This is a genomic window from Caulobacter sp. Root1472 (assembly GCF_001426985.1).
Taxonomy (GTDB): Bacteria; Pseudomonadota; Alphaproteobacteria; order Caulobacterales; family Caulobacteraceae; genus Caulobacter; species Caulobacter rhizosphaerae.
Genome location: NZ_LMFX01000001.1, coordinates 1 through 24807, shown reverse-complemented (window position 1 = coordinate 24807; position 24807 = coordinate 1). Strand labels below are relative to the sequence as shown.

At 69.2% G+C, this 24807-nt stretch carries 21 protein-coding genes, 1 tRNA gene and 1 pseudogene; 16 read left to right on the top strand and 7 right to left on the bottom strand.

The window, feature by feature from the left end:
- Window positions 1-57 precede the first annotated feature (57 nt).
- The gene (locus ASD47_RS00105; RefSeq protein ID WP_156402047.1) at window positions 58-318 is read left to right on the top strand and encodes a hypothetical protein; all 261 of its coding nucleotides are present in this window, start codon (window positions 58-60) and stop codon (window positions 316-318) included.
- Here ASD47_RS00105 and ASD47_RS00100 read toward each other — a convergent pair.
- The gene (locus ASD47_RS00100) at window positions 315-800 is read right to left on the bottom strand and encodes a glycosyltransferase (RefSeq protein WP_056749910.1); all 486 of its coding nucleotides are present in this window, start codon (window positions 798-800) and stop codon (window positions 315-317) included. The genes ASD47_RS00105 and ASD47_RS00100 overlap by 4 nt on opposite strands.
- A gap of 74 nt (window positions 801-874) precedes the next feature.
- Here ASD47_RS00100 and ASD47_RS00095 point away from each other — a divergent pair, with 74 nt between their 5' ends.
- A complete protein-coding gene (locus ASD47_RS00095; protein ID WP_056749909.1) occupies window positions 875-1525 on the top strand; it encodes an HAD-IA family hydrolase in 651 nt (216 codons plus the stop codon).
- Between the two features lie 173 nt (window positions 1526-1698).
- Here ASD47_RS00095 and ASD47_RS00090 read toward each other — a convergent pair whose 3' ends face one another.
- Window positions 1699-2790 (bottom strand): PA0069 family radical SAM protein, encoded by a 1092-nt coding sequence (locus tag ASD47_RS00090; protein ID WP_056751467.1) that lies wholly within the window; start codon window positions 2788-2790, stop codon window positions 1699-1701.
- A gap of 202 nt (window positions 2791-2992) precedes the next feature.
- Between ASD47_RS00090 and ASD47_RS26430 the strand changes: the two genes are divergently transcribed.
- The 11 genes from ASD47_RS26430 to ASD47_RS00040 all read left to right on the top strand — a co-directional run bounded on the left by ASD47_RS26430 (window position 2993) and on the right by ASD47_RS00040 (window position 16510).
- The gene (locus ASD47_RS26430; RefSeq protein ID WP_156402046.1) at window positions 2993-3151 is read left to right on the top strand and encodes a hypothetical protein; all 159 of its coding nucleotides are present in this window, start codon (window positions 2993-2995) and stop codon (window positions 3149-3151) included.
- 311 nt (window positions 3152-3462) lie between these two features.
- Complete coding sequence (locus tag ASD47_RS00085; protein ID WP_056749908.1) at window positions 3463-4011, top strand: AraC family transcriptional regulator; 549 nt, start codon at window positions 3463-3465, stop codon at window positions 4009-4011.
- Window positions 4012-4087: 76 nt separating this feature from the next.
- On the top strand, window positions 4088-5065 hold the full coding sequence (locus ASD47_RS00080; protein ID WP_056749906.1) for a S1C family serine protease: 978 nt from the start codon (window positions 4088-4090) through the stop codon (window positions 5063-5065).
- 297 nt (window positions 5066-5362) lie between these two features.
- Window positions 5363-8638, top strand: a complete 3276-nt coding sequence (locus tag ASD47_RS00075; protein WP_056749904.1) for a TonB-dependent receptor — start codon at window positions 5363-5365, stop codon at window positions 8636-8638.
- 78 nt (window positions 8639-8716) lie between these two features.
- Window positions 8717-10270: a tryptophan halogenase family protein gene (locus ASD47_RS00070; RefSeq protein WP_056749902.1), complete on the top strand. Its 1554-nt coding sequence runs from the start codon at window positions 8717-8719 to the stop codon at window positions 10268-10270.
- On the top strand, window positions 10254-11459 hold the full coding sequence (locus ASD47_RS00065; RefSeq protein WP_056749900.1) for a glycoside hydrolase family 27 protein: 1206 nt from the start codon (window positions 10254-10256) through the stop codon (window positions 11457-11459). The genes ASD47_RS00070 and ASD47_RS00065 overlap by 17 nt, the downstream gene beginning before the upstream one ends.
- A gap of 35 nt (window positions 11460-11494) precedes the next feature.
- Window positions 11495-11914: a DUF2946 family protein gene (locus ASD47_RS00060; RefSeq protein ID WP_056749899.1), complete on the top strand. Its 420-nt coding sequence runs from the start codon at window positions 11495-11497 to the stop codon at window positions 11912-11914.
- A 141-nt stretch (window positions 11915-12055) separates the two neighbouring features.
- Complete coding sequence (locus tag ASD47_RS00055; protein WP_056749897.1) at window positions 12056-14107, top strand: TonB-dependent receptor domain-containing protein; 2052 nt, start codon at window positions 12056-12058, stop codon at window positions 14105-14107.
- Window positions 14108-14112: 5 nt separating this feature from the next.
- Entirely contained in the window at window positions 14113-15462 is a 1350-nt protein-coding gene (locus tag ASD47_RS00050; RefSeq protein ID WP_308424039.1) for a PepSY domain-containing protein, read from the top strand.
- A gap of 2 nt (window positions 15463-15464) precedes the next feature.
- A complete protein-coding gene (locus tag ASD47_RS00045) occupies window positions 15465-15929 on the top strand; it encodes a copper chaperone PCu(A)C (protein ID WP_056749895.1) in 465 nt (154 codons plus the stop codon).
- Complete coding sequence (locus ASD47_RS00040; protein ID WP_056749892.1) at window positions 15929-16510, top strand: SCO family protein; 582 nt, start codon at window positions 15929-15931, stop codon at window positions 16508-16510. Before ASD47_RS00045 ends, ASD47_RS00040 begins: the two co-directional genes overlap by 1 nt.
- A 19-nt stretch (window positions 16511-16529) precedes the next feature.
- Here ASD47_RS00040 and ASD47_RS00035 read toward each other — a convergent pair.
- From ASD47_RS00035 to ASD47_RS00025, 3 genes are all read right to left on the bottom strand, one after another.
- Window positions 16530-16603 (bottom strand) — tRNA-Cys (locus tag ASD47_RS00035).
- 87 nt (window positions 16604-16690) lie between these two features.
- Window positions 16691-17782, bottom strand: a complete 1092-nt coding sequence (locus ASD47_RS28010) for a class I SAM-dependent methyltransferase (protein WP_056749890.1) — start codon at window positions 17780-17782, stop codon at window positions 16691-16693.
- A 28-nt stretch (window positions 17783-17810) separates the two neighbouring features.
- A complete protein-coding gene (locus ASD47_RS00025) occupies window positions 17811-19037 on the bottom strand; it encodes a class I SAM-dependent RNA methyltransferase (protein ID WP_056749888.1) in 1227 nt (408 codons plus the stop codon).
- 250 nt (window positions 19038-19287) lie between these two features.
- On the opposite strand from ASD47_RS00025, the gene ASD47_RS00020 reads away from it, so the two are divergent.
- Window positions 19288-19938 (top strand): hypothetical protein, encoded by a 651-nt coding sequence (locus ASD47_RS00020; protein WP_056749885.1) that lies wholly within the window; start codon window positions 19288-19290, stop codon window positions 19936-19938.
- Between the two features lie 199 nt (window positions 19939-20137).
- Here ASD47_RS00020 and ASD47_RS00015 read toward each other — a convergent pair whose 3' ends face one another.
- Window positions 20138-20875: a TlyA family RNA methyltransferase gene (locus tag ASD47_RS00015; protein ID WP_056749883.1), complete on the bottom strand. Its 738-nt coding sequence runs from the start codon at window positions 20873-20875 to the stop codon at window positions 20138-20140.
- Window positions 20876-20975: 100 nt separating this feature from the next.
- Here ASD47_RS00015 and ASD47_RS00010 point away from each other — a divergent pair, with 100 nt between their 5' ends.
- Window positions 20976-22424 (top strand): amidase, encoded by a 1449-nt coding sequence (locus tag ASD47_RS00010; protein ID WP_056749881.1) that lies wholly within the window; start codon window positions 20976-20978, stop codon window positions 22422-22424.
- Between the two features lie 117 nt (window positions 22425-22541).
- Here the strand turns inward: ASD47_RS00010 and ASD47_RS00005 are convergent, their stop codons facing one another.
- A complete protein-coding gene (locus ASD47_RS00005) occupies window positions 22542-24317 on the bottom strand; it encodes a class I adenylate-forming enzyme family protein (RefSeq protein ID WP_056749880.1) in 1776 nt (591 codons plus the stop codon).
- Between the two features lie 294 nt (window positions 24318-24611).
- Here ASD47_RS00005 and ASD47_RS28055 point away from each other — a divergent pair.
- Window positions 24612-24713 (top strand): annotated as a pseudogene (locus ASD47_RS28055) (hypothetical protein); the annotation flags it as partial.
- Window positions 24714-24807 lie beyond the last annotated feature (94 nt).

The following is a 24807-nucleotide window of genomic DNA, read 5'->3' as shown; positions in this document are numbered from 1 at the left end:
CTTTGGTGGCTCGAGCATGGCGAACGGCTAGGTCTCGGTCTGGGCGCCGCGGTGATCTTGGCTTTTGGCCTGCTGTTGATCCCGCAGGGTTCCGTCACCACGCACATGGGCCGGGTCACGGGTTTTCGCGCCCTGGGCACTGACACAGACACGGAGATCTACGCGACCGTCGACGTCGAGGGACATGCCACGCTCGTGCAACTGCACGCCGGCAACCATTGCGCGATCGGCAGCGCGATCACCCTGCGAAAGGCGCGCTTCCCGCTCGGCGACCGCTACGCCACCGGAGGACGGGCGTGCGCTCCGGCCGGCGACTAAATTCTTAGCCGCACGGCCCTGGGCCTCAGTCGTCCCAGCAATGCTTTCAGCGGATCGCCGCCGGCCTTGAAGCCTCCGGCCGCGGTGACGGCCTCGCCTGACGCCAGCACCGCCAGCGGCCGCCCCGCCAGGCCTAGCGGCCCCGGCGCGGCGATGAAGGCCGGCTTGCCGCCGCCGCCCGCCAGGTGGGCCTCGACCGGGGTGCGCCATGCGTCCGGCAGCACCAGGTCCTCGCCCAGCGCCAGGATCCAGGCGCTTCTGGCCGCCGCGCAGCCCGCCGACAGCCGCGCGCCGGCGTCCCCAGCCGCCTGGACCACCCGCGCCCCACTATCCTCGGCGATGGCCAGGGTGGCGTCTGTGGAGCCGGCGTCGGCGAACACCACCGCCTTGACCAGGCCATCGACGGCGGCCGGCACCAGCAGCGGCAGGACGTGGACCAGGCGCGCGGCGCTGTCGCGGGTCGGCAGGACGACGGTGATCATGGGCCCTGCTTCCGATCACCCGCTACCCAGGTCAAGCCGAGACTTGCCCCGCCGAAGCATGGCATAGCGCCCGCATGATCCCGACCAGCGCTTTCGCCGCCTTCCTGTTCGACATGGATGGCACGGTGACCAACTCCATCGCCGCGACCGAACGCGTCTGGACCGCCTGGGCGCGGCGCCACGGCCTGGACGTCGAGACCTTCCTGCGTACGATTCACGGCGTGCGCGCGGAGGAGACCATCCGCCGCCAGAACCTGGCCGGCGTCGACATCGCCCAAGAGGTCGCGGCGGTCCTGGCGGGCGAGATCGCCGACATCGACGACGTCCACCCGATCCCCGGCGCGGAAGCTGTCCTGCGCGATCTGCCCGCCGATCGCTGGGCGGTCGTCACCTCCGCCCAGCGCGACCTGGCCCTGAGCCGCCTGACCGCCGCCGGGCTCCCAATCCCGACGGTGCTGGTCACGGCCGAGGACGTCTCGCGCGGCAAGCCCGCGCCCGACGGTTACGTGCTGGCGGCCCGGCGCCTGGGCGTTGCGGCCGACGCCTGCCTGGTGTTCGAGGATGCGCCCGCCGGCGTCCTGGCCGGCGAAGCGGCCGGCGCTCAGGTGATCGTCATCACGGCCGCGCATCGTCACCCGTTCGAGACGGCGCATCCGACCCTGGCCGACTATTCGGGCGTCCGGGTCAAGCTCGGGCCCGACGGGCTGCGTTTGTCTAAGGCCTAGGGGTCTGTGGACAGTCGACGATCTTGGGCCGAATTCCTCGTCCTTCGACAGGCTCAGGATGAGGAATTCTACTGAACCGCCCTACAAGTCGCCTCATCCTGAGCCTGTCGAAGGACGAGGCGGCAGCTCGACGCTAAACGCCTACCTGTCCACAGAGCCTAGGGGGGTCGACCTCAGAACAGCGACAACTGGTCCCCCGCCTTGGCCGGCACGGCGAACTGGGAGAGGTCCAGCGGGGCCAGCTTGCGGTCAAGGCCGAACCGCGTCCGCGCCAGCCTGAAGCGCTGGCTCATCACCTCGGCCACGGGTCCCTCGCCGGTCATCCGCTTGCCCCATTCGGTGCTGTAGGCCGCCCCGCCGCGCATCTGGCGGACCAGGGACATCACCCGCCGCGCGCGGTCTGGATGCTCGGCCGCCAGCCATTCCTCGAACAGGTCCTTGATCTCCAGCGGCAGGCGCACGGCCACGTAGCCGGCCGTGGTCGCCCCGGCGGCGGCGGCGGCCTCGAGCACGGCCTCCATCTCGTGATCGTTCAGCGACGGGATGGAGGGCGCGAACATCACCGTGGTCGGGACGCCCGCCGCCGCCAGCTGGCGCACCGCGTCCAGCCGGCGCTTGGGCGTGGCGGCCCGCGGCTCCATGCTGCGCGACAGCCGGTGGTCCAGGCTGGTGATCGACACCGCCGCCCGCGCCAGCCCTGCCTGGCCCATCGGCCCGAGGATGTCGAGATCGCGGGCGATCAGGTTCGACTTGGTGATGATCGAGAACGGATGGCGGAACCGCGCCAGGGTCTCCAGCACCGCCCGCGTCACCCTCAACGTCTTCTCGTCCGGCTGATACGGATCGGTGTCGCCGCCGATATGGATGACCTTGGGGACGTATTTCGGCCTGGACAGCTCGCGCTCCAGCAACTTGCCGGCCTCAGGCTTGAAATAGATCTTGGTCTCGAAATCCAGGCCGGCCGAGTGTCCCAGATAGGTGTGGGCCGGCCGGGCGTAGCAGTAGATGCAGCCGTGGCTGCAGCCGCGGTAAGGGTTGATCGAGCTTTCGAAGCCGACGTCGGGGCTGTCGTTGCGGGCGATGATCGTCCGCGACTTCATCGGCTGCAGGACGGTGGCGATCTGGGCCGGTTCTTCCTCCTCGCCCCAGCCGTCGTCGAACGCTTCGCTGACCTGGGACTCGAAGCGGCCCGTGCGATTGGACTTGGCCCCGCGCCCCCGTGCGCTGGACGGCGGATGACCGGGAAGATTGGCGGGAGCGACCATGATCGGCATCATGAACCGCCAACGAGAACAATTCAAGAACACAAATGCTTACACCGTGGCGGCGCCCGGTCGGTTTCGCGGCGCCCCAGCCCGCTTGTCGCGCCTCGCGATCGCCTTCGCTGACAGGGCCCCGCGTTCATGCCAAGCTCGCCATGAGGCTGCCGGGCGAAAGGCGCGCGGCCCTCGCATCGGGAGGCTCCCCATGACCACCAAGCCGGACGACAAGGTCGAAACCAAGACCGAGGTCGAAGTCCCGCACGTCGCCAAGGTCGGCGTGATCGACACGGGCCACAACGTCACCAGCTTCAACGACGAGCCGATCAACGGCCTCCTGGCCGACATCGCCGACGGCGACGCCTGATCGACGCCCGACCTGTCGCCCCGCCCCCCGGGGCGACAGCGCTTCCTCCGCGCCATTTGCTCAAAACCATCGCCGATAGTCGAAAAGCATCACCCCGATCACCAGGTAATCAAGGCGTCGCCCAGGCAAACATCCTATCGTGCGAGAAAAATCGGCAAAACATCGATCTTTTTCTTGAGATCTGAAGCTTAACTACAGCTGGATTATAGATCGCACCATTGCGGTCATGATCGACCAATGCTAGCAAAATCGAAACTGAACCTGGCGCGACGGCGCAGAAACGGTTTCTGTAGAGAGGCGGCGAGTTGGACATGACTTTCCCGGACGCGACCCCGACCTCCCCTCTGCCCCGCGACAGGACCCTGGTCCTGGCGCGCCTGGTCGCCGACGCCTCGCGCGCTTTCGACGAGGATCCCGACACCGCGCGCGACCTGGTGCGTCGCGCGAGTCAGCTCCTGGAGGCTGAAGTCCAACGCCTGGCCCGCGACCAGCAAACCGGCAGGCTGGCGCCCTGGCAGGTGCGCGCCGCGACAGCCTTCATCGACCAGAACCGCGACCGCAACCTCCAGGTCCGCGATGTGGCCGCGACGGTTCGCCTGAGCCCCAGCTACTTCTCGCACGCCTTCAAGGAAAGCTTCGGCCAGTCGGCCAAGAGCTACATCATCGAGCGGCGCATCGCCCGGGCCAAGCACCTGATGCTGACCACCCGGGACACCCTGGCCCAGATCGCCCTGGCCTGCGGGTTCTCCGACCAGGCCCACTTCTGCCGGACCTTCGGCGCGGGGGTCGGCCAGACGCCCAGCCGCTGGCGTCGGGAGCACCAGGAACGCCCGAGCGATCCTGCCGCCCTGGCGGCCTGATCGAAGCCGCGCGGCCGCGCCCTCTTGTTCCCGCGCCCGCCGAGCCCCAAATTCGAGTCTCCGACAGGAGATCGACTTGCCTTCACCGTTCCAAGGACACGAGGTCGAGGCGCGACTGCGTCCGACCGCCAACGCCTATCCCTTCGACCTTGATCGTGCGCTGTCCTCGGTGGTCGCCCTGGAGGCCCAGGTCCCGGCGGACGCCTTCACGGCCCGGATCCTTGGGACCGAGCGGCTGGGCAATGGCGTGGTGATCAGCGAAAACGGCCTGGTGCTGACCATGGGCTATCTGGTCACCGAGGCCAGCCAGGTCGTGCTGACCCTGAACGACGGCCGGCGGGTGCAGGCCCACGTGCTGGGTTTCGACAGCCAGACCGGGCTGGGCCTGGTGCAGGCGCTCGAGCCCCTTGGCCTGCCGGCGCTGCGCCTGGGCGCGTCGAAGGTCCTGGAGCCTGGTAGTCCGGTCGTCATCGCCGGGGCCGGCGGGCGCGCCCACGCTGTCGCGGGCCGGGTGCTCACCCGCATGCCCTTCGCCGGCTATTGGGAATATCTGCTGGACGAAGCGATCATCACCGAGCCCGCCCACCCGCACTGGAGCGGCGCGGCCCTGGTCGGTCCCGAGGGCGAACTGGTCGGCGTCGGCTCCCTGAGCCTGGCCGGACAGTCGCGCGACGGCCAGGCCAAGCCGCTGAATCTGTTCGTGCCCGCCGACCTGCTGCCGCCGATCCTGGACGACCTGGCGCGCGGCAAACCGGCCCATCCGCCCCGCCCCTGGCTGGGCGTGTTCGCGCAGGAAACCGAATCGCATGTCGTGCTGGTCGGCGTGTCGCCGGGGAGCCCGGCCGCCCGAGCAGAACTTCGGGCCGGCGACCTGATCCTGGCCGTCGCGGGCGATGAGGTCTCCGACCTGGCCGAGTTCTACACCGCGTTGTGGGATCAAGGCCCGGCCGGCGTCACGGTCCCGCTGCGGATCCAGCGCGAACAGGACGTCTTCGAGGTCGAAATCCGCTCGGTCGACCGCAACGCGCTGCTGAAAAAGCCCCGGCTGAACTAGTTTGAGCCGGGATACCGGCCGTCCTTGATCGGCCACCCTACGTTGAAGCTCAAAAAGCCCCTCGGCGCCGTCGCAGGAATAGGCGGCGCTGACGGCCGCGCCTGGCCCGCATCGGCGGCCTACTCAAGATTGTTGGCGCTTGTGGCTTGTACGACAATTCCAGCCAGTTTAATAAAACAAGTTAATTAAAGTGTATCCCCGACGCTGGGGGCGGCGACAAGCCGCCGCTCTCGGCGGACAGGGCAAAAAACACGAGCAGGCATAGCCAAAGGCGTGCTGACATTGGGAGAGGAAAAAGTGAATAAGAAGAAGATGTTGCTGGTCTCGACCGCGACGCTGGCCTGGGCGTCCAGCCTATTTGTCGCGACGGCTCACGCCCAGACCACCGGAGGCGAAGGCAAGGAATCGGCCGACCAGATTTCCGAGGTCGTCGTCGTCGGCCAGCGCAAGGCCATCCAGTCGGCCCAGGACCTGAAGAAGAACTCCGAACAGATCGTCGACTCGATCACCGCTGTCGACATCGGCGGCCTGCCGGACCGGTCGGTCACCGAGGCCCTGCAGCGCGTTGCGGGCGTAACCATCGGCCGGACCACGCAACCCCGGGACGTCGACCGCCTGAACGCCGAAGGGTCGGGCATCCAGATCCGCGGCCTGACCTGGGTCCGCTCCGAACTCAACGGCCGGGACATCTTCTCGGCGCGCGGCGGCCGGGCCATCTCCTGGGAAGACGTGACGCCCGAGCTGTTCGCTGGCGTCGACGTCTACAAGAACCCGTCGGCCGACATCGTCGAAGGCGGCCTGGGCGGCACGGTGAACCTGCGCACGCGCATGCCGTTCGATCAGAAGGGCCGCCAGCTGGCCTTCTCGGCCGACTACACGCGCGGCGATCTGCGCAAGGAAGGCTCACCGTCGGGCAGCGTCCTCTACAGCAACCGTTTCGATACGCCCGATGGCGGCGAGTTCGGCGTGCTGCTGAGCCTGTCCAACTCCAAGCTGAAGACCGCGGTGAACACCGTCGCCGTCGATCCGTACAACGCCCACGGCATCGGAGTTCAGTCGTCCTATGACGGGGGCGCCACGCTGAACTTCAACGGCGACAATTCGATCGCCGGCCAGCCGCTGAGCCGAGTGTTCGTTCCGGTCGGCATCCAGTATCGCAACAACGACCAGGACCGGGACCGCAAGGGCTACTACGCGGCGTTCCAGTACCGCCCCAACGACAATCTCGAGGTCTACACCACCTTCTTCCGCACCGAAGCCAAGCAGACCTTCATGGACCGCTTCGCCCAGACCTCGGCCTGCTGCTCGGCGACCAACAACCAGTCGTTCGTGGTGGGTCCGGCGGCCGGTACGTCGTTCACCTTCGACGAGGACGGCAACTTCGTGAAGGGCCAGCTGGTCGACGGCGGCGGGGGGGGCAATGGCGTGGCCAACACGTTCCTGCTGAACCTGGGCACGCGCTACGGCCAGGTGAAGGACAACACCAACGACATCTCGGCCGGCTTCAACTGGACCAACGATCGCTGGGCGATCTCCGGCGACCTTCAATACGTCTATTCGCACCGCGAAAGCACCGACATGACGGTCTACAACACCGTCACCCTGGCGGGCGGCTTCGGTCTGGACCTGACCGACGACCTGCCGAAGATCAGCATGGCCAACGTCACGGCCACGCCTTCGGCGTTCAACCTCTACGCCGCGATGGACCACATCGACGACAACGACGCCCGGGAATATGCGGGCAAGTTCGACGTCACCTACTCCTTCGACGACGACAAGCTGATCAAGGACATCAAGGTGGGCGTGCGGGCGACGTCGCGCGACGCCACCTCGCGCGACACGGCTTACAACTGGAACCTGATCTCGGCGCCGTGGGCCACGCGCGTGACCGCCACCGCCGACAAGTACACCCAGCACCAGGAGGTCGTGGACTTCGACAACTTCTTTAAGGGCGACCTCTCGGTCCCGGGCTTGATCCTGCCGACGTTCGATCTGGCGCGCAGCCCGACAGCGCTGTCTACCTACCTGAACCAGGTCGTCTGGAACGGCCCGATCCCTGGCGGCGGACCGGCCTACAACGATGGCGAATACGGCTACTATCCGCCGGGCGGGCCGAACGGCACGATCCCGTCGTGGTCGCCGGCTGGCGGAACCTACAGCCCGTTCACCCAGGGCACCCTGATGAGCTACATGCCCATCTGGGCCGCGCCCACGGGCAGCATCAGCTACTGGCAACCGCTGGGCGACGTGCACACCAGCTTCACCAACTCCGGCGGCCGCGGCGTCAATCGCCAGTGGGAAGACACCGCCGCGGTGTACGGCAAGGTCCGCTTCGGCAGCGACCTGCCCTGGGCGTGGGGCGACGAGGGCATGAGCTGGGACGGCAACTTCGGCCTGCGGGTCGTCAGGTCCAAGACGGACGCTCAAGGGTTCGGCACGATCAACCTGATCGACCAGAGCCAGGTGCGGTTCGCCTCGCCGACCGCCGCGACGAAGATCACCTACGCCGACGGCCGGGCGTTCAACACCACCGGCGGCACCGACTACACCGACGTGCTGCCGAGCCTGAACCTGCGCCTGAAGCTCCGAAACGACGTGTTCGTGCGCTTCGCGGCGTCGAAGAACATCGTCCGGCCGGACTTCAACCAGCTGGATCCCTCGATGTCGGTGTCGGGCACGCTGCAGTCGCGCCCCGCCACCGTCTCTGACGGCATCCTGAACCAGCAGACCGGCCAGCCCTACACCCAGGCCGAGCTGGACACCGCGGCGGCCGGCGGTTCGGCGGTCCAGTACCATACCGACGTCGCCTTCGGCTTCTACGCGGGCAATCCCGACCTCAAGCCGATGCGGGCCAACTCGTTCGACTTGTCGGCGGAGTGGTATTTCCGCGGCGGCATGCTGGCGACGGGCGTGTTCAAGAAGGACGTTTACGACTACATCCAGTCCACGCCGACCTTGCTGAATATCGCCACCTCCAATGGCAAGACCGTGCAGGCCGTCGGCACCGTGCCCCAGAACATGGGCCATGGCGAAATCTACGGCATGGAGTTCCAGTACCAGCAGTATTACGACTTCATGCCCGGCGCCTTCGGCGGCCTGGGCACGGAATTCAACGCGACCATCCTCGACAGCAAGGGGACGCAGAACGTCTCCAGCAGCACCACGGACGCCTCGCAGATCAACGCCGCCAAGCTGGACCTGCCGCTGGAGCAGCTGTCGCGCTACACGTACAATGCGACGCTGCTGTACAGCAAATACGGCATCGACGCCCGCCTGGCCTACAACTGGCGCTCGCGTTACCTGATGAGCGCCTCGGCTTCCAACCTGATGGTGCCGGTCTATTCCAAGTCGTACGGCCAGCTGGACGGTTCGGTGATGTACTCGGTCACCCCGCAGGTGAAGGTCGGCATCCAGGCGGTCAACCTGCTCAACTCCAAGATCGAACTGGAGATGGACCAGCGGGACTCCTGGTATCTCGGCACCCAGGGCAACTTCTCCAAGTCCCTGGTCCAGACCCACAGCTGGACCGTCAGCGACCGCCGCGTTTCCTTCATCGTCCGCGGGACTTTCTAGCTCCAAGCTGATCTCTTGATCACGACCCCGCCGGCTCCACGCCGGCGGGGCTCGATTGCAAAGCAACGAGAAGGCGGCATGGAAAACCCAGGAAAGATCTCACATCTGGTGATCGTCGGCGGCGGCACGGCCGGATGGATGTCGGCCGCCTTCTTCTCCAAGGTCTTCACGCCCCGCCAGATGCGGATCACCCTGGTGGAGTCCGCCGAGATCGGTACGGTGGGCGTCGGCGAGGCGACCATCCCGCCGATCACCTTCTTCAACCAGGTGGTGGGCCTGGACGAAGGCCGGATGCTGACGGCCACCGAGGGCTCGTTCAAGCTGGGGATCGAGTTCGTCGGCTGGGGCGATCCGGCCGGACGGTACATGCATCCGTTCGGCAACTACGGCACGCCGATGGATGGCGTGTCGTTCCACGCCTATTGGCTGCGGGCGCGCCAGCGGGGCTACAAGGCCGAGCTTTTCGAGTTCTCGCTCAGCGACCTGGCGGCCAAGGCCGGACGGTTCGACTGGCGCGCGGAGGATCCCCGCGATCCGCGCGCGGCCATGGCCCACGCCTATCATTTCGACGCCTCGCTCTACGCCAAGCTCCTGCGCGAGGTGGCCGAGGGGCGCGGCGTACAACGGCTGGAGCGGACCATCCGGGGCGTGAACCTCGATCCCCTGGACGGCACGATCGCCTCCCTCGCGCTGGACGACGGCGAGATCCTGGCGGGCGACTTCTTCATCGACTGCTCGGGCTTCCGGAGCCTGCTGATCGGCGAGGCGCTGAAGGTCGGCTACGACGACTGGTCGCAGTTCCTGCCGGCCGATCGCGCCGTAGCCGTGCCGTCGGCGCGCTACGAGGATCCCATTCCCTATACCCGCGCCATCGCCGACAAGGCCGGCTGGCGTTGGCGCATCCCGCTGCAGCACCGCACCGGCAACGGCTATGTCTATGTCAGCGACCACATCGGCGACGATGAGGCCGCCGACGTCCTGCTGGCCAGCCTGGCGCGCGAGCATCCCGAAAACAAGGCCCTGGCCGACCCGCGCTTCCTGCGGTTCGCCACGGGCCGGCGCACCCGGTCCCGCGTCAAGAACTGCGCGGCCATCGGCCTGTCCAGCGGGTTCCTGGAGCCGCTGGAATCGACGTCCATCCACCTGATCCAGCATGGCCTGATCAAGCTGGCCGGCAGCTTCCCGCGCGCCAAGGACGATCCAGCCGCCGCGGGGATCTACAACCGGATCCTGGGCGACGAGATGGAGCAGATCCGGGATTTCCTGATCTATCACTACCACGCCAACCGTCGGGTCGGCGAACCGCTCTGGGACCGCCTGCGCCATATGGCCGTACCCGACTCGCTGCGCGAAAAGATGGAGCTGTTCCGCACCCGCGGCGCGACGATCTTCCCCAACCAGACCATCTTCCAGGAGCCGAACTGGCTGGCGATCATGATGGGACAGGCGGGGGAGCCGGAGGGCTACGACCCGCTGGCCGACCTGATGGACGAGCGCCTGCTGGCCGAGCGCCTGCATCATATGCGGGTCGCCTGCCGGCAGGCCGCCGACCGCATGCCGACCCACGCCAGCGTGCTTGCGCGCTTCCCCGCCGACAGCCAGAAAAGAAGAGCTGATGCCCCGGTCGCCTGAACGCCATATCGCCCTGCTGGCCGCCGTCGTCCTGACCCTGGCTTCGCCGACCCTGGCCTCGGCCGCCGACAAGGACCCGCCCCGGGTCGCCAACGGCCTGGCCAAGACGCCGCCGATGGGCTGGAACAGCTGGAACAAATTCGCCTGCAACATCGATGAGCAGACCGTCCGCCGCATGGCCGACGCCATGGCCGGCAACGGCATGAAGGCGGCCGGCTACCAATACGTGGTGATCGACGACTGCTGGCATGGTCCGCGCGACGCCGGCGGCTTCATCACCTACGACGCTAAGCGCTTTCCCAGCGGCATCAAGGCGCTGTCCGATTATGTGCACGCCAAGGGCTTGAAGTTCGGCATCTATTCGGACGCCGGGCGGCTGACCTGCGGCGGCCGCCCCGGCAGCCAGGGACACGAGTTCCAGGACGCCAAGACCTATGCCGACTGGGGCGTGGACTATCTGAAGTACGACTGGTGCTCGACCGGCACGCGCAACGCCGAGGAAGCCTACACCCTGATGGCCGACGCCTTGCGCGAGACCGGCCGCGACATTGTCTTTTCGATGTGCGAGTGGGGCACGGCCAAGCCCTGGCTGTGGGCCGACAAGGTCGGCAACCTGTGGCGCACGACCGGCGACATCACCGACAAGTGGGACGGCAAGCACGACTACGCGCTGGGGGTCCTGCCCATCGTCGATCTCAACGAACCGCTCCATTCCTTCGCCGCCCCCGGCCACTGGAACGATCCGGACATGCTGGAGGTCGGCAACGGCGGCCTGACCGACACCGAGTACCGCTCGCACTTCAGCCTCTGGGCGCTGATGGCCGCCCCGCTGATCGCCGGCAACGACATCGCCAACATGGACGAGGCCACCCGCGCCATCCTGCTGAACACCGACGTGATCGCCGTGAACCAGGATCCGCTGGGCGTGCAGGGCCGCCGCGTCCGCGACGACGGGGACCTGGAGGTCTGGTCCAAGCCGCTGGCGGACGGAAGCCGGGCGGTCATCCTGTTCAATCGCGGCGCAGCGACCCAGACCATCGCCGTGGACTGGACGGAGCTGGGCTACCCGGCCAGCCTCCGGGCCCAGGTCCGCGACCTGTGGTCCAAGAAGACACTGGGCAAGATGACGGGGCGGTTCGCCGCGCCGGTCGCCTCGCACGGCGTGGTGATGGTCAGGGTCAGCCCCTAGTAGCCTTGCCCGACCGCTTGGGATAAAGCCCGGACGTGACCCGCTCGCCAAGCCTTGGCCGGACCTGGACACGCGGCGCCTTCCTGGCGCTCGCGATCCTGGCGCTCGCCCTGAAGGTCATGGTCCCGGCGGGCTTCATGACCCAGGCCGAGCCGAGGAACGGCCTGCCGTTCGCCCTGGTGCTCTGCACGGGCCAGGGCCCGCTGGTCGTCCAACCGGGCGACGCCCTGGACCCTCACGACAAGTCGCCCGCCGACAAGCCGGGCCACGACGCCCCCTGCCCGTTCGCCAGCCATGGCGCGACGGCGCCGCCGCCCAGCACGCTGGCGGTGGCCAAGGTCGAGTTCGTCGCCTATCGGCCCATGGCCCTGGCGCGCGCCGTGGACCCCGTTCCGGGCCGCGGCCTGGCCGCGCCGCCCTTGCCGGCCCGAGGTCCGCCCAGCCTGCTGATCTAGCGCCCGGCCGCTGCGGCGGCCGGCCTGCACGCGCCTGCGCCGTCCGGACGATGTCCGGCGGCCGCCTTCGCGCGTTGCGTCCTCGCACTCCGTTCAGCCTGCTCCGGCCGCGCCCGTCGCGCGCCGAAGGATCCAGATCCGATGAAGCCTTTCCTGCTGGCCTCCACGGCCGCCCTTCTCGCCCTGCCCGCCATCGCCCTGGCCGCGCCGGACGACGCCCCGTCCGCCCGCGAGGTCAGTTCCGTCATCGTCACCGCCCGTCCCGCCCCGGAGGACCCGCCCGTGGTCGCCGCCGCCCGTCGGCGCCTGTCCGAAACCCCCGGCGGCGTCACGGTGATCTCCCAGGAGTCCTACGCCAGCCGCCAGGCCCTGGCGCTGGACGACATGCTGCGCGACGCGCCCGGCGTCTACGCCCAGCGCAAGTGGGGCGGCGACGTCCGCATCTCGATCCGCGGCTCGGGCATCGGCAACGCCAGCCACAATCGCGGCCTGCTGCTGGCCCAGGACGGCGTGCCGCTGAACGAGGCCGACGGCTATGGCGACAGCCAGGTCGCCGACCCGCTGAACACCCGCTTCACCGAGGTCTATCGCGGCGGCAACGCCCTGCGCTTCGGCGGCGCCCTGCTGGGCGGGGCGATCAACATGGTCACGCCCACGGGCCGGAACGCCGGATTCGACGAGCAGGTCCGCCTCGACGGCGGCTCCTATGGCCTGCTGCGCGAGCATGTGGCCGTGGCCCGCCAGTCCGGCGATTGGGACGTCTACGCCGCCGCCACCAACCAGACCGGCCAGGGCTGGCGCTCGCAGAGCCAGCAGAACATCCAGTTCGGGTCGCTGAACATCGGCCGCAGCTTCGGCGAAGATCGCGAGGTGCGCTTCGTCGTCAATGGCTCCAACATCAACCAGGAGATTCCCGGCTCGCTGACCCTGGCCCAGTTCGCCGCCAATCCACGCCAGACGGCCGCCGCCAGCGCCGCCAACGACCAGGGCCGCAACCAGCGCGGCCTGCGCGGCTCGCTGCGCACCGCCTGGCGGCTGGACGACCACACCGTGTTCGAGGGCGCGGTCTATGCAGTGTGGAAGGACCTGGACCACCCGATCTTCCAGGTCATTGACCAGCAGAGCCGCAACTACGGCGCCTTCGGCCGGCTGGACTGGGAGGGCGTGCTGGGCGGCCTCAAGGCCGACGCCTATCTGGGCGCCTGGTATCGTCAAGGCGACCTGGATTCGGCCTTCTACACCAACCTCAGGGGGGCTCGCGGCGCCCTGCAGTCGCTGTCCCTGCAGAACGCCAAGGCGGCCGATGTCTTCGCCGAGGGCCGGGTGTTCGCCACGCCGCATCTGGCCCTGGTCGGCGGTCTGACCTGGGGGACCGCCAAGCGCGACTACCGCAGCTTCGCCGTCCCCGGCGTGGCCACGACCTTCAACCTGGCCGCCGGCAAGGACTACGCCTGGGTCTCGCCGCGCGTCGGCGTGCTGTGGCAAGGCGACGACGGCTCGCAGCTTTTCGCCAACATCACCCGCTCGGTCGAGCCGCCGAACTTCGGCGCCCTGTCGCCGAACAATGTCGGCTTCGCCCCGGTGCAGGCCCAGGAGGCCTGGACGGGCGAGGTCGGGGCGCGCGGCCATCGCGGACCATTCACCTACGACGTGACGCTCTATCGCGCCCACCTCCAGCACGAGCTGCTGCAGTTCGCGGTCGATAGCCAGCACCCGGCCGCGACCTTCAACGCCGACAGGACCATCCACCAGGGGGTCGAGGCGGCGCTGGACTGGAAGCTGGCCCCGCGCTGGCGGCTGCGCCAGACCTGGACCCTGTCGGACTTCCGCTTCGACGGCGACACCCAGTACGGCGACAACCGCCTGCCGATCGTGCCAAAGACTTTCTACCGCGCCGAGCTGCGCTACGACGACGCCCGGGGGTGGTTCGTGGCCCCGTCGGTGGAATGGTCGGCCTCCGACCAGTGGATCGACTACCGGAACACCAAGGCCGCCCCGTCCTACGCGATCCTCAATCTCAACGCCGGCTGGACGCTGAACGACAGGGTCTCGCTGTTCCTCGACGCCCGGAACCTGGCCGACAAGGCCTATGTCTCCAACGTCCAGGCCGCCACGACCTGGACCCCGGCCACGGCCGCCGTCTGGCCCGGCGACGGCCGCTCGGTGTTCGGCGGCGTCACCGTGTCGTTCTGACCGCCATGACCCATCCCGCCCCCTCGGAACGCCCCGCCGGCCAGGTCTACCGCGCCTTCTGGCGCTGGCACTTCTATGCCGGCCTGCTGGTGCTGCCGGTCCTGATGCTGATGGCCCTGACCGGCGGCCTCTACCTGTTCAAGACCGAGATCAGCGAGGTGCTCTACCGCCGGCTGCTGGTCGCGCCGCAAAGCGCCGCCCATGCGCCGCCCTCGGCCTGGATCGCCAGCGCCGAACGCGGCCTGGGCGGCAAGGTCCTGCAACTGGTCCCGCCGGCCCGGCCCGACCGGTCCGTGCAGATGCTGGTCCAGCGGCCCGGCGGCGAGACGCTCAGCGCCTATGTCGATCCGCACGACGCCCGCCTGCTGGGCTCGACGCCCCAGGGCGGGGTGATGGGGACGATCAAGCGCCTGCACAGCCTCGACCTGTTCGGAACCGTCGCCAACTGGCTGGTCGAGGTCGTCGCCGGCTGGGCCATCGTCCTGGTCGCCACCGGCGTCTTCCTGTGGTGGCCGCGCGGCCAGTCAGGCGGCGTGGTCACGGTGCGCGGTCCGCCCCGAAAGCGGGTGTTCTGGCGCGACCTCCATGCGGTGACCGGCCTGTTCGCCGGCGCGGTGATCGTCTTCCTGGCGGCCACCGGCATGCCGTGGTCGGCCTTCTGGGGCCAGGAGGTCCGCAAGATCACCACCGAGGCGGGCCTCGGCCGCCCCACGCCGCCGACCGGCGGCGGACATCATGCGGTCAACGCCGAAGCCGTGCCCTGGGCGCTGCAGGGCAAGACCATGGACGGCATGGACGGCATGCAGGACATGGACCACGCCATGGCGCCGCTCGGCGTCGACGACATCGTCGCCAGGGTCGACGCCGCCGGCCTGCCCAGGCCCTATGCGCTGTCCCTGCCCAAAGCTCCGGGCAAGGCCTGGTCGGCGGCCTTCATGCCCGATCGGATCGAGAGCACCCGGACCCTCTATCTGGACGGACTGACCGGAAGGCCCCTGGCCGACATCGGCTACGCCGACTTCGGACCCGCGGCCAAGGCCATCGAGTGGGGCGTCGCCGTCCACCAGGGCCAGCAGTTCGGCCTGGCCAACAAGCTGGTCATGCTGGCCGGGTGCGTCGCCGTCTGGCTGCTGGGACTGTCGGCCGTGGTCATGTGGTGGAAGCGCCGGCCGAGGGGACGACTGGCCGCGCCGCCGGCTCCGGCCGACCGCCGCGCCTATGGTGGCCTGGCCCTGGTCGTCGTCCCCCTCGCCCTTCTCTACCCGCTCGTCGGCGCCTCGCTTCTGGCGGTGCTGACCCTCGACATCGCCCTGCGCCGGCTGATCCCGACCGCGCGCCTCAAGACGGAAGTTTGATCATGAAGCCCTTCCTCGCTACCCTCGCCGTCACCGCCCTGGCGGTTCCCTCGCTCGCCGCCGCTGCTTCGCCAGCCGTCAAGGTCACGGACGCCTGGTGCCGGGCCGCGCCCAAGGGCGCCCTGGCCGGCGGCTGCTACCTGACCCTGGCCGCCAGCGTCGACGATCGCCTGGTCGCCGTCGAGACCGCCGCGGCCGGCCGCGCCGAGATCCACACCATGTCGATGGACGGCGGGGTGATGCGCATGCGCCAGCTGGCCGACGGCGTCGCCCTGCCGGCCGGCAAGCCCGTCGCCCTCAAGCCCGGGGCCGAGCACCTGATGCTGATCGGGCCGAAGATCGCCCTGACGCCCGGCGCCAAGGTCGCCCTGACCCTGCGCTTCAAGTCCGCGCCGCCCGTTACCGTGACCGCGCCGGTCAAGACCGCGCCGACGCCGGCCATGAGCATGCCTATGGGAGGCCACTGATGACCTCGTGGAAAGCCGCCGCCCTCGCCGCGATCCTGGTCTGCGCCCCCCTCGCCGCCTGCGACAAGCCCGCCGAGCACGCCAGCCAAAGCTCGACGGTCCAGATCGGCGGTCCGTTCCAGCTGGTCGACATGAACGGACGGCCGGTCACCGAGAAGACGCTGCTGGGCAAGCCCACGGCGATCTTCTTCGGCTTCACCTACTGCCCCGAGGTCTGCCCGACCACCATGGCCGAGATGACCGCCTGGCTGAAGGCGCTGGGACCGGAGGCCGACAAGCTGAACGTGGTCTTCGTCTCGGTCGATCCCGAGCGCGACACCCCCGAACAGCTGAAGCTCTACCTGTCCAACTTCGACCGCCGCATCCAGGGCTTCACCGGCACGCCGGAGAACATCGCCAAGACCGCCAAGGCCTATCGCGTCTACTACCAGAAGGTGGCGACGGACGGCGGCGGCTACACGCTGGACCATTCCTCGGCGATCTACCTGTTCGACGCCCAGGGCCGGTTCGTCGAGCCGATCGGCTATGGCGGCCCGCCTGAGCGCGGCCTGGGCCAGTTGAGGGCCTTGCTGAAGGGATAAGTCACAGGAGGGAGGAAGGTGGAGGCCCGGCCCGGAATCGAACCGGGGTGCACGGATTTGCAATCCGCTGCGTCACCACTCCGCCACCGGGCCATCCGGGTCAACGCAAGCTGCGTCGGCGAAGAGGTCGGTTCGAATACAGGAGCCCGCCGCCCTAGGCAATGGCCATCAAGCTGTTGATCACCAGGGTTTCTCGAGCAGCAGCGCCTTGGTCAGGAAGGCCTGGTCCTGCCCGGCCACGCTTAGGCCCGCCGCGCCGAACAGGGCCGGCAGGTCCGCCTGAGCGTAGGTCGAATAATAGGGCTCGTGGAAATAGGCCGGGAACGCCTCCAGCAGCCGCGACAGGTCGGGCTCGTCGATCGGCTGGACCGAATCGGCGAAGGCCAGCACGCCGCCGGGCTTGAGCACCCGGGCGATCTCGGCGGCCACCACGGGACGCACCCGCGGCGGCAGCTCGTGGAACAGGTAGACGCAGGTGACCGCGTCCAGGCTGGCGTCGGCGAATGGCAGACGCTCGGCGTTGGCCTGAACCCCGCCCCGGCCCGAGCGGCTGCGCGCGGCGGCCAGATAGGCCCGCGACAGGTCGAGGCCCGCGATGGCGGCGCGGGGAAAGGCCGTGGCGAGATCGGCCAGGAACGCGCCGGAGCCGCAGGCCAGGTCGACCACCTTCAGCCCGCGCTGGTCCTGGCCGCGCCAATGGCGGGCAAGCAGCGACAGGGCCCGCCGCCGCATGGCTCCGGCCGCGCCAGAGAACAACGCCTCGACCTGGGCCTCGTACCGACGCGCGCTGGCGTCGGTGAACCAGCCGCCCGACTGGTAGTGGAAGTTCTGCCGATAGTAGTTGGGATAGGCCTCGGTGCCGGGCTCCTCGCGCACCTCGACCCCGTCGCCCCGGCGGCGGCGCTGGTCGACGGCGCGGGCGTCGGCGATGACGTCCAGCGCCTGGCGAAAGGCCTCGGCCGGGTCGCCCAGTCCGTCCTGGGCCGGCGGATAGAGGCCGGCGGCGACGTCGGCGGCGTCCTTGTCGAAGGCGGCCAGATAGGCCCTGCGCAACCGGGCGGCCGAGACCGGCGGCCCCTGCGGTTCGAACCGGACCTTGGCCTCGCCCCGCGTCGGCTGGGCCAGGGCCCGCGTCACGCCGCCAGCGGCGGTCCACCAGGCGGCCTTGATCGCCGCTCGCGCCCGCTGGCTGGCGCCGTCCAGGGCGAACGCCCCACGGCCCTTGGGAACGGCCTCCCGGGGCTCGCCGGACTTGGCGGATCGCTCGTCCATGACCGTCTCCCGGACGGTCCAAGCCGTCCTATCGCGAAAACACGCCGACCAGCTCAATATGGGGCGACCACAGGAACTGGTCCACCGGCAAGACCCGCTCCAGGCGGAAACCGGCGTCGGTCAGCACCTTGGCGTCGCGGGCGAAGGTGGCGGGATTGCACGAGACGCCGACCACGCGGGCCACCTTGGACTTGGCGATCTCGACATGCTGCTCGAAGGCCCCGGCCCGGGGCGGGTCGAGCACGGCGACGTCGACCTTGTTCAGCTCGGTCGACAGCACCGGCCGGCGGGTCAGATCGCGGGCCTCGGCGGTGATCGCCTTCAGCCCGTTGGCCGTGCCCAGCGCCCCCTTCAGGGCGGCGATGGCGGGCGCCGAGCTGTCGGCGGCGTGGACGCTGCCCACCTCGGCCAGCCGGAAGGTGAAGGTGCCCACGCCGCTGAACAGGTCGACGATCCGCGACGCGCCCCGGGCCGCCTCGACCGCGAACTCGACCATGGCCTTCTCGGCCTGGGGCACGGCTTGGAGAAAGCTCCCGGCCGGCAGGGCGACCACGGCCGGACCCAGCTTCACCATCGGCTGGCGGGCCATGTAGATCATCTCGCCGGCCATGGTGACCCGGGCGAAGTCGTGCTCGCCGGCGATCATGGCGGCGCGGACCCTGGCGTCGGCCGACAGCCCGCCGCTCTTGGCCTCGACGCCGGTGACGTCGATGTCCAGCCCCGTGGCGGTCAGGGTCACGTGCAGCGTCGGGGCCGACTTGGGATGTTCCAGGAACGGCGCGGCCAGCCGGGCCAAGGCCGGAAAGGCCGCGACCAGCTTGGGGTTTGACACCGGGCAGGTCTCGATCCGGGCCAGGTTCCACGACCGGCGCTCCTTGAAGCCCAGTCGGGCGCCGCCCTTGCCGCCCCGGGCGTGCAGCGCCACGCGACGGCGCGAGGCCGGCGGCGAGGCGAAGGTCGGCAAGACCTCGGTTTCCAGTCCCTCGCGGGCCAGCTGGAACCGCACCTGCTCGCGCTTCCACTCCAGATAGGGCGCGGCGTCCCAGTGCTGGAAGGCGCAGCCGCCGCAGACGCCGAAGTGCGGGCATGGCGGCAGGACGCGGTCGGGGCTGGGCTCCAGCACCTCGACCAGTTCGCCGCGAGCGCCGGTCATCTCGGCGGTGATCCGCTCGCCCGGCAGGGTCAGGGGGACGAAAGAGCCCTCGGCGATGCCGTCGCCCTGGGCGCCGACCGCCTGGATCCTCAGTTCACGCATGGACAGTCCAATTCGACAGGCGGAACCTTCACCGGTCCGCGCCATTTCTGTTATGATGTTCGGGACGGCGCCCGCCATGCCCGCGCCACGATCGACACGGACAAGATTTCGGACGCTCCCATAGCCTATTCGGAGCGAATGCGCGTGAACGAAGATGAACGGGTCGCTCAACAGCCATTCATCAAAGGCTTGGCAATTTAGACGTTAAGGCGGGTCCGACTCTCGGCGGCCCCGGTCGGAGGAGTTTCTCATGATGTTCAAGACCGTTCTCGGCGTCGCCGCCGCGGCCGCCCTCGCCGGCGCGCTGGCCCCGACGATGGCCTCGGCCCAGGCCTATGGCGCCTATGGCAACGCCGGCGCCTACGGCGGTGGCGGCGCTTATGACAATAACGGCTACTATTACGATCCCTGCCGCCGCAGCACGACGCAGCGCGGCACGGGCGGCGGCCTGGCCGGGGCCGGCATCGGCGCCGCCATCGGCAGCGGCGTGGCCGCCAAGGGCGCCCGCACCGAAGGCGCCGTGCTCGGCGGCGTGCTCGGCGCGATCGCCGGTTCGGCCATCGGCCGCAACTCGGCGGCCTGCTCGCCGGGCGCCGCCCCGCCGCCGCCGCCTCCCCCGTCCTACAACCAGGGCGCCTACAACCAGCCCTATGACAACAGCTATGACCGCGGCTACGAGGATCGCGGCTATGCCGGGCGTTACGAGGACAGCCGCTATGGCGATCGTCGCGACGGCTACACCTACGAGTCCGAACGCTCCTACAGCGTGACCGACAGCCGCGCCGACGCCAACGGCTGCACCTTGGCCGAAAGCCCGATCTACCTGCCCGACGGCCGCACCCAGAAGCGCTTCGTCCGCGTCTGCCCCGACGCCTCGGGCCGCTACCAGGTCGTCGACTAGGCGATCCGAGGTTTCAGTCGAACCAAATGGGAGCCGCCGGCGTTCGCGCCGGCGGCTTTCCTTTGGCCTAAGGCTGGCTAGCGAATGGCCGTCGTCCTTAGACAGGCTCAGGATGAGGACCAATGCTCCAATCGTAGCCGTAGAAAACCTCATCCTGAGCTTGTCGAAGGACGAGGTTTCGCTTCCGAAGCTCGATTGATCAGCCTTGATCCTTCACCGCCCACAGCAGGTGCTCGACCTGGCCATCGCCGCCGGCGATCGGGCTGGGGGCAAGGCCTCTGACCGTCCAGCCGGCCGCCTCGACGAAGGCTGAAACCGAGGCGATGCAGTCGGCGATGATCGCCGGATCCTTGACCAGTCCGCCCTTGCCCACCCGGTCGCGACCGGCCTCGAACTGCGGCTTGATCAGGCTGACCAGGTCGGCGCCCGCCGCGGCCAGGTCCAGGGCCACGGGCAGACACTTCTCCACCGAGATGAAGCTGACGTCGCTGACCACCAGGCTGGGCGCCTCATCCAGATGGCCTTCGTCCAGCACCCGGGCGTCAACGCCGGAGCGGTCGACCACGCGCGGGTCGGCGGCGATGCGCGGATGCAGCTGCTCGCGACCGACGTCGACCGCGTAGACCTTGGCCGCGCCCTTGGACAGCAGCACCTCGGTGAAGCCGCCAGTCGAGGCCCCGACGTCCAGCGCGATCCTGCCTTCGACGGCGATCGGCCACAGCTCCAGGGCGTGGGCCAGCTTCAGGGCGCCGCGCCCAACCCACGGGAAGGCGGCGACGCCTTCCAGCACGGCGGTCGGCTCCAGTTCCTGCGAGGGCTTGGTCACCAGCTTGCCGTCGGCCTTGACCGCCCCGGCCTCGATGGCGGCGCGGGCCTTGGCCCGGCTGTCGAACAGGCCGGACTCGACCAGCAGGATGTCGGCGCGTTTGCGTTTCATCGGCGGGCTGTAGCACGACTTGCGGCCGGCGCGCCTTCCGGTTCACAGTGATCGGCGTTCACCGACGCGCCCGAGACGTCGGGACGCCCGAGGAAACCCGATGGACACTCGCCATGGCCTGACCGCCGCGCCCGCTTCCCAGGCCGCCTGGACGCTCGACGCCACCGAGATCGCCGACCGTATCCGAACCCGGGCGGCCAGCGCCGTGGAGGTCGTCGAAAAGGCCGTGCGCGACGCCGAGGCCCTGGACGGCGCCCTGGGCGTGTTGGTCACCGCCGACTTCGACCGGGCGATCGACAAGGCCAAACGCCTGGACCAGGGCCAGGGCGACCGCGGCGCGCCGTTCGCCGGCGTGCCGTTCCTGGTCAAGGACCTCAACGACTATGCCGGCCTGCCCACCCGGTCGGGTTCGCGGGCCATGCTGGGCCTGCCGCCCGCCGCGACCCAGGACGGCTATTGCGACGCCTTCGACAGGGCGGGGCTGGTGGTGATCGGCAAGTCGGCCACGCCGGAATACGGCTTTCTGCCGACCACCGAGCCGGTGGCCTTTCCGCCGACCCGCAACCCCTGGAACCCGGTCCACAGCAGCGGCGGCTCGTCCGGCGGGGCGGCGGCGGCCACGGCGGCGGGGATCGTTCCGTTCGCCCACGCCAATGACGGCGGCGGCTCGATCCGCATTCCCGCCGCCTGCTGCGGCCTGTTCGGGCTGAAGCCGTCGCGCCACCGGATGCCGCCCAGCCGGCCGCCGCTGCGGGCCGTGGACCTGGCGGTCGAGCACTGTGTGTCGCGCAGCGTCCGCGACAGCGCCGCCCTGTTCGCCGCCACCGAACAGGCCGCTGGTCCCCTGCCCGCCGTCGGCCGGGTGGCCGGACCGAGCCAAAGGCGGCTGCGGGTCGGGCTGGTCACCGAGACCCAGCTGGGCGTCCAGCCGGACGCCGAGGTTCGCGCCGCCGCCGAGGCCGCGGCCAAGCTGATGGAGTCCTTGGGGCACCAGGTCGAGCCGACCCAGTGGCCGACCAACGGTCCGGTCTTCGCCCTGGACTTCCTGGCCGTCTGGGCCAGCGCCGGGGCCGAGCTGGTCGATTTCGTCGCCCAGGCGATCGGTCGCCGGCCCGACGAGACCCTGCTGGAGCCGTTCACCCTGGCCCTGGCCGAGCTGTTCGGCGGCCTGCCCGAAGGCGGGTTGGAGCAGTCGGTCGCCCGCCTGAACGCCGACGCCCAGGCCTATGACCGCTGGTTCGACCGCCATGACGTGATCCTCTCGCCGGTGCTGGGCCAGCCGCCCGCGCCGCTGGGCTGGGTGGCGCCGACCGTCTCGATCCCCGACCTGACCGAGCGCCTGAACGCCTATGTGGGCTACACCACCCTGCACAACGTGGCCGGCGCGCCGGCGATGAGCGTCCCGCTGCACTGGACCGCCGACGGCCTGCCCGTGGGCGTGCAGTTCGCCGCCCGGGCCGGGGACGAGCGGACACTGTTCGAACTGGCCTATGAACTGGAAGCGGCCCAGCCCTGGGCCTGGCGGCGGCCGGGGATCAGCGTCGGCTAGCGCGTTGCGTCCTTCGAGGCCCGCTGCGCGAGCGCCTCAGGATGAGAAACTTTTGCTGAAGTCCTCATCCTGAGAGGCGAGGCGTAGCCGAGCGCCGAAGGACGCACGGCGCCCGCCCTACCCCTCGATGAACACCTTCTTCAGCTCGTTCTTCATGATCTTGCCGTTGGCGTTGCGCGGCAGGGTCTCGGGCCAGAAGAGCACCTTGACCGGCACCTTGAAGGCGGCCAGGCGGTCGGCGACGAAGGCCCGCAGCTCGGCCTCGGTGGCCTCGGCCCCGGGCTTCAGCGTCACGACGGCGGCCGGCTCCTCGCCCAGGGTCTTGTGCGGGATCCCCACCAGGGCCGCGTCCATGATCGCCGGGTGCTCGTACAGCAGGTTCTCGACCTCGATGCAGTAGATGTTCTCGCCGCCGCGGATCAGCATGTCCTTGGCCCGGTCGATGATGTAGCAGAAGCCCTCCTCGTCCAGCCGCGCCAGGTCGCCGGTGCGCACCCAGCCGTCGATGAAGGTCTGGGCGGTGGCCTCGGGCTTGTTCCAGTAGCCCTTCACCACCTGCGGGCCCTTGCACCACAGCTCGCCGACCTCGCCGATCGGCAGCTCGCGATACGGCGCCTCCAGGGTCATGATCTTCAGGTCGGTGACCGGCACGGCCGGGCCGCAGCTGTCGGGACGGTTCTCGTAGTCCTCGGCCGAGTTGCTGGTGGCGGTGGCCGAGGTCTCGGTCATGCCCCAGCCGTTGCCCGGCAGCGACTTGGGCCAGATCTCCTTGATCTTGCGCACCAGCTCGGGCGCCGAGGGCGCGCCGCCATAGGCCACGGTCTCCAGCGACGACAGGTCGTAGTTGGGACGGCTGGGATGCTCGATGATCTGCCAGGCGATGGTGGGCACGCCGCCCATCTGGGTCAGCTTCTCGTCCTGGATTAGCTGCATGGCCTTTTCCGGGTCCCACTTGCGGATCATGGCCAGCTTGGCGCCGCCGAACAGCGAGGGGTTCAGCACCGCGAAGCAGCCGGTGGCGTGGAAGAACGGCACCGAGATCAGCGAGCCCTTCTGCGGCAGGGTGGGATCGGGCTGGGGCGGGACCTCGCCGCGCCGCAGGTAGCCCCGGGCCGTCGCCGCGCCGGTGGCGAAGATGTTGCTGTTGACGTTGCGATGGGTGCCCAGCGCCCCCTTCGGCTTGCCCGTCGTGCCGGAGGTGTAGAAGATCGTCGCGTCGTCCTCGGGGCCCAGGTCGACGGTCGGCAGCGGTTTTTCGTCCAGCTTGATCCAGTCGTTGGGACAGCCGATCACGCCCTCCAGCCGCTTGACGTAGGGATGGGCGATCTCCTCCTTGGAACGGCTGACATAGACGCGCTTGAGGTCGGGGCAGTTGTGCAGGTGCTCGGCCAGGCGTTCAAAGCGCTCGACGTCCATCACCGCCACCGAGGCGCCGCTGTCGACCAGGCCGTATTCCAGCTCCTGGCCGGTCCACCAGGCGTTCAGCGGGGTCAGGATCGCGCCCAGCGACAGGCCGGCATAGAAGGCCACCGGCCATTCGGGCAGGTTGCGCATGATCAGGGCGACCCGGTCGCCCTTCTTCACCCCCGCCGCCGCCAGCTCGGCGGCGAACACGGTCACGGCGCGATAGAAGGCCTCGAAGCTGACCCGCTCGTCGTCATGGACCAGGAAAATCTTGTCGCCATGGGTGCGGCCGATCAGCAGGGTGTCGCGCAGGGTGGGTGGGCAGTGCTTCCAGACCCGGGTCGGAACGCCGCGAATCTCGATCTCCTCCATCTCGCCGGGCGAGCCCGGGGCGGTGATCAGGGCGTAGGCCTGCTTGACCGACATGGCGGGCCAGGGGATGGCGGCGGGGGTCGGCGCGGCGTTGGGCGCGGTGGCGGCCTGGGTCATCGTTACTCTCCCGGTCTATGGTCGCGCTTCGCTGGCCGAGCACGTTTCCCCACGAGAAAGCACAGGCCGGGGCGGGATGCAAACGTCTGTTCGAACCTAAGGGAACAACGATAAGTTAGAGGTGCGGACGGGAGGCCTAGGACGTCGCGGCTCACGCCCTTGCCCGCTACGGACCGCTTCGCGGTCGTCTTCCCCCAGAGGAGGAAGAGCGCTCTGCCCCCTCGCCGCGACAGACCGCGAAGCGGTCAGGTGGGGGCAAGTGTTCGCCGCCTCACGCGATCTCTCGCTGAGCTGATGGAAAGGGACGCGGAGCGCCGGACATCGTCCGGAGTTCTTTAAGTTATTACCGTTTCGACGAAGCCGAYCGCTCCGCGCGGTCGTTTTCCGCCAGCGTCCGGTGGGCAGCCCTGTTGAGGCTTAGCCGGACCCGGTCTCGATCCCTTTCGGGAGAAACCGGACGCCGGGGGCGCGGGCCTATGGGCATACTCGC

Excerpts from the sequence above, each read along its gene's own strand:
- ASD47_RS00100 (WP_056749910.1), bottom strand. The coding sequence starts at position 800 with ATGATCACCGTCGTCCTGCCGACCCGCGACAGCGCCGCGCGCCTGGTC.
- ASD47_RS00095 (WP_056749909.1), top strand. The coding sequence starts at position 875 with ATGATCCCGACCAGCGCTTTCGCCGCCTTCCTGTTCGACATGGATGGC.
- ASD47_RS00090 (WP_056751467.1), bottom strand. The coding sequence starts at position 2,790 with ATGGTCGCTCCCGCCAATCTTCCCGGTCATCCGCCGTCCAGCGCACGG.
- ASD47_RS26430 (WP_156402046.1), top strand. The coding sequence starts at position 2,993 with ATGACCACCAAGCCGGACGACAAGGTCGAAACCAAGACCGAGGTCGAA.
- ASD47_RS00085 (WP_056749908.1), top strand. The coding sequence starts at position 3,463 with ATGACTTTCCCGGACGCGACCCCGACCTCCCCTCTGCCCCGCGACAGG.
- ASD47_RS00070 (WP_056749902.1), top strand. The coding sequence starts at position 8,717 with ATGGAAAACCCAGGAAAGATCTCACATCTGGTGATCGTCGGCGGCGGC.
- ASD47_RS00065 (WP_056749900.1), top strand. The coding sequence starts at position 10,254 with ATGCCCCGGTCGCCTGAACGCCATATCGCCCTGCTGGCCGCCGTCGTC.
- ASD47_RS00055 (WP_056749897.1), top strand. The coding sequence starts at position 12,056 with ATGAAGCCTTTCCTGCTGGCCTCCACGGCCGCCCTTCTCGCCCTGCCC.
- ASD47_RS00050 (WP_308424039.1), top strand. The coding sequence starts at position 14,113 with ATGACCCATCCCGCCCCCTCGGAACGCCCCGCCGGCCAGGTCTACCGC.
- ASD47_RS00045 (WP_056749895.1), top strand. The coding sequence starts at position 15,465 with ATGAAGCCCTTCCTCGCTACCCTCGCCGTCACCGCCCTGGCGGTTCCC.
- ASD47_RS00040 (WP_056749892.1), top strand. The coding sequence starts at position 15,929 with ATGACCTCGTGGAAAGCCGCCGCCCTCGCCGCGATCCTGGTCTGCGCC.
- ASD47_RS28010 (WP_056749890.1), bottom strand. The coding sequence starts at position 17,782 with ATGGACGAGCGATCCGCCAAGTCCGGCGAGCCCCGGGAGGCCGTTCCC.
- ASD47_RS00025 (WP_056749888.1), bottom strand. The coding sequence starts at position 19,037 with ATGCGTGAACTGAGGATCCAGGCGGTCGGCGCCCAGGGCGACGGCATC.
- ASD47_RS00020 (WP_056749885.1), top strand. The coding sequence starts at position 19,288 with ATGATGTTCAAGACCGTTCTCGGCGTCGCCGCCGCGGCCGCCCTCGCC.
- ASD47_RS00015 (WP_056749883.1), bottom strand. The coding sequence starts at position 20,875 with ATGAAACGCAAACGCGCCGACATCCTGCTGGTCGAGTCCGGCCTGTTC.
- ASD47_RS00010 (WP_056749881.1), top strand. The coding sequence starts at position 20,976 with ATGGACACTCGCCATGGCCTGACCGCCGCGCCCGCTTCCCAGGCCGCC.
- ASD47_RS00005 (WP_056749880.1), bottom strand. The coding sequence starts at position 24,317 with ATGACCCAGGCCGCCACCGCGCCCAACGCCGCGCCGACCCCCGCCGCC.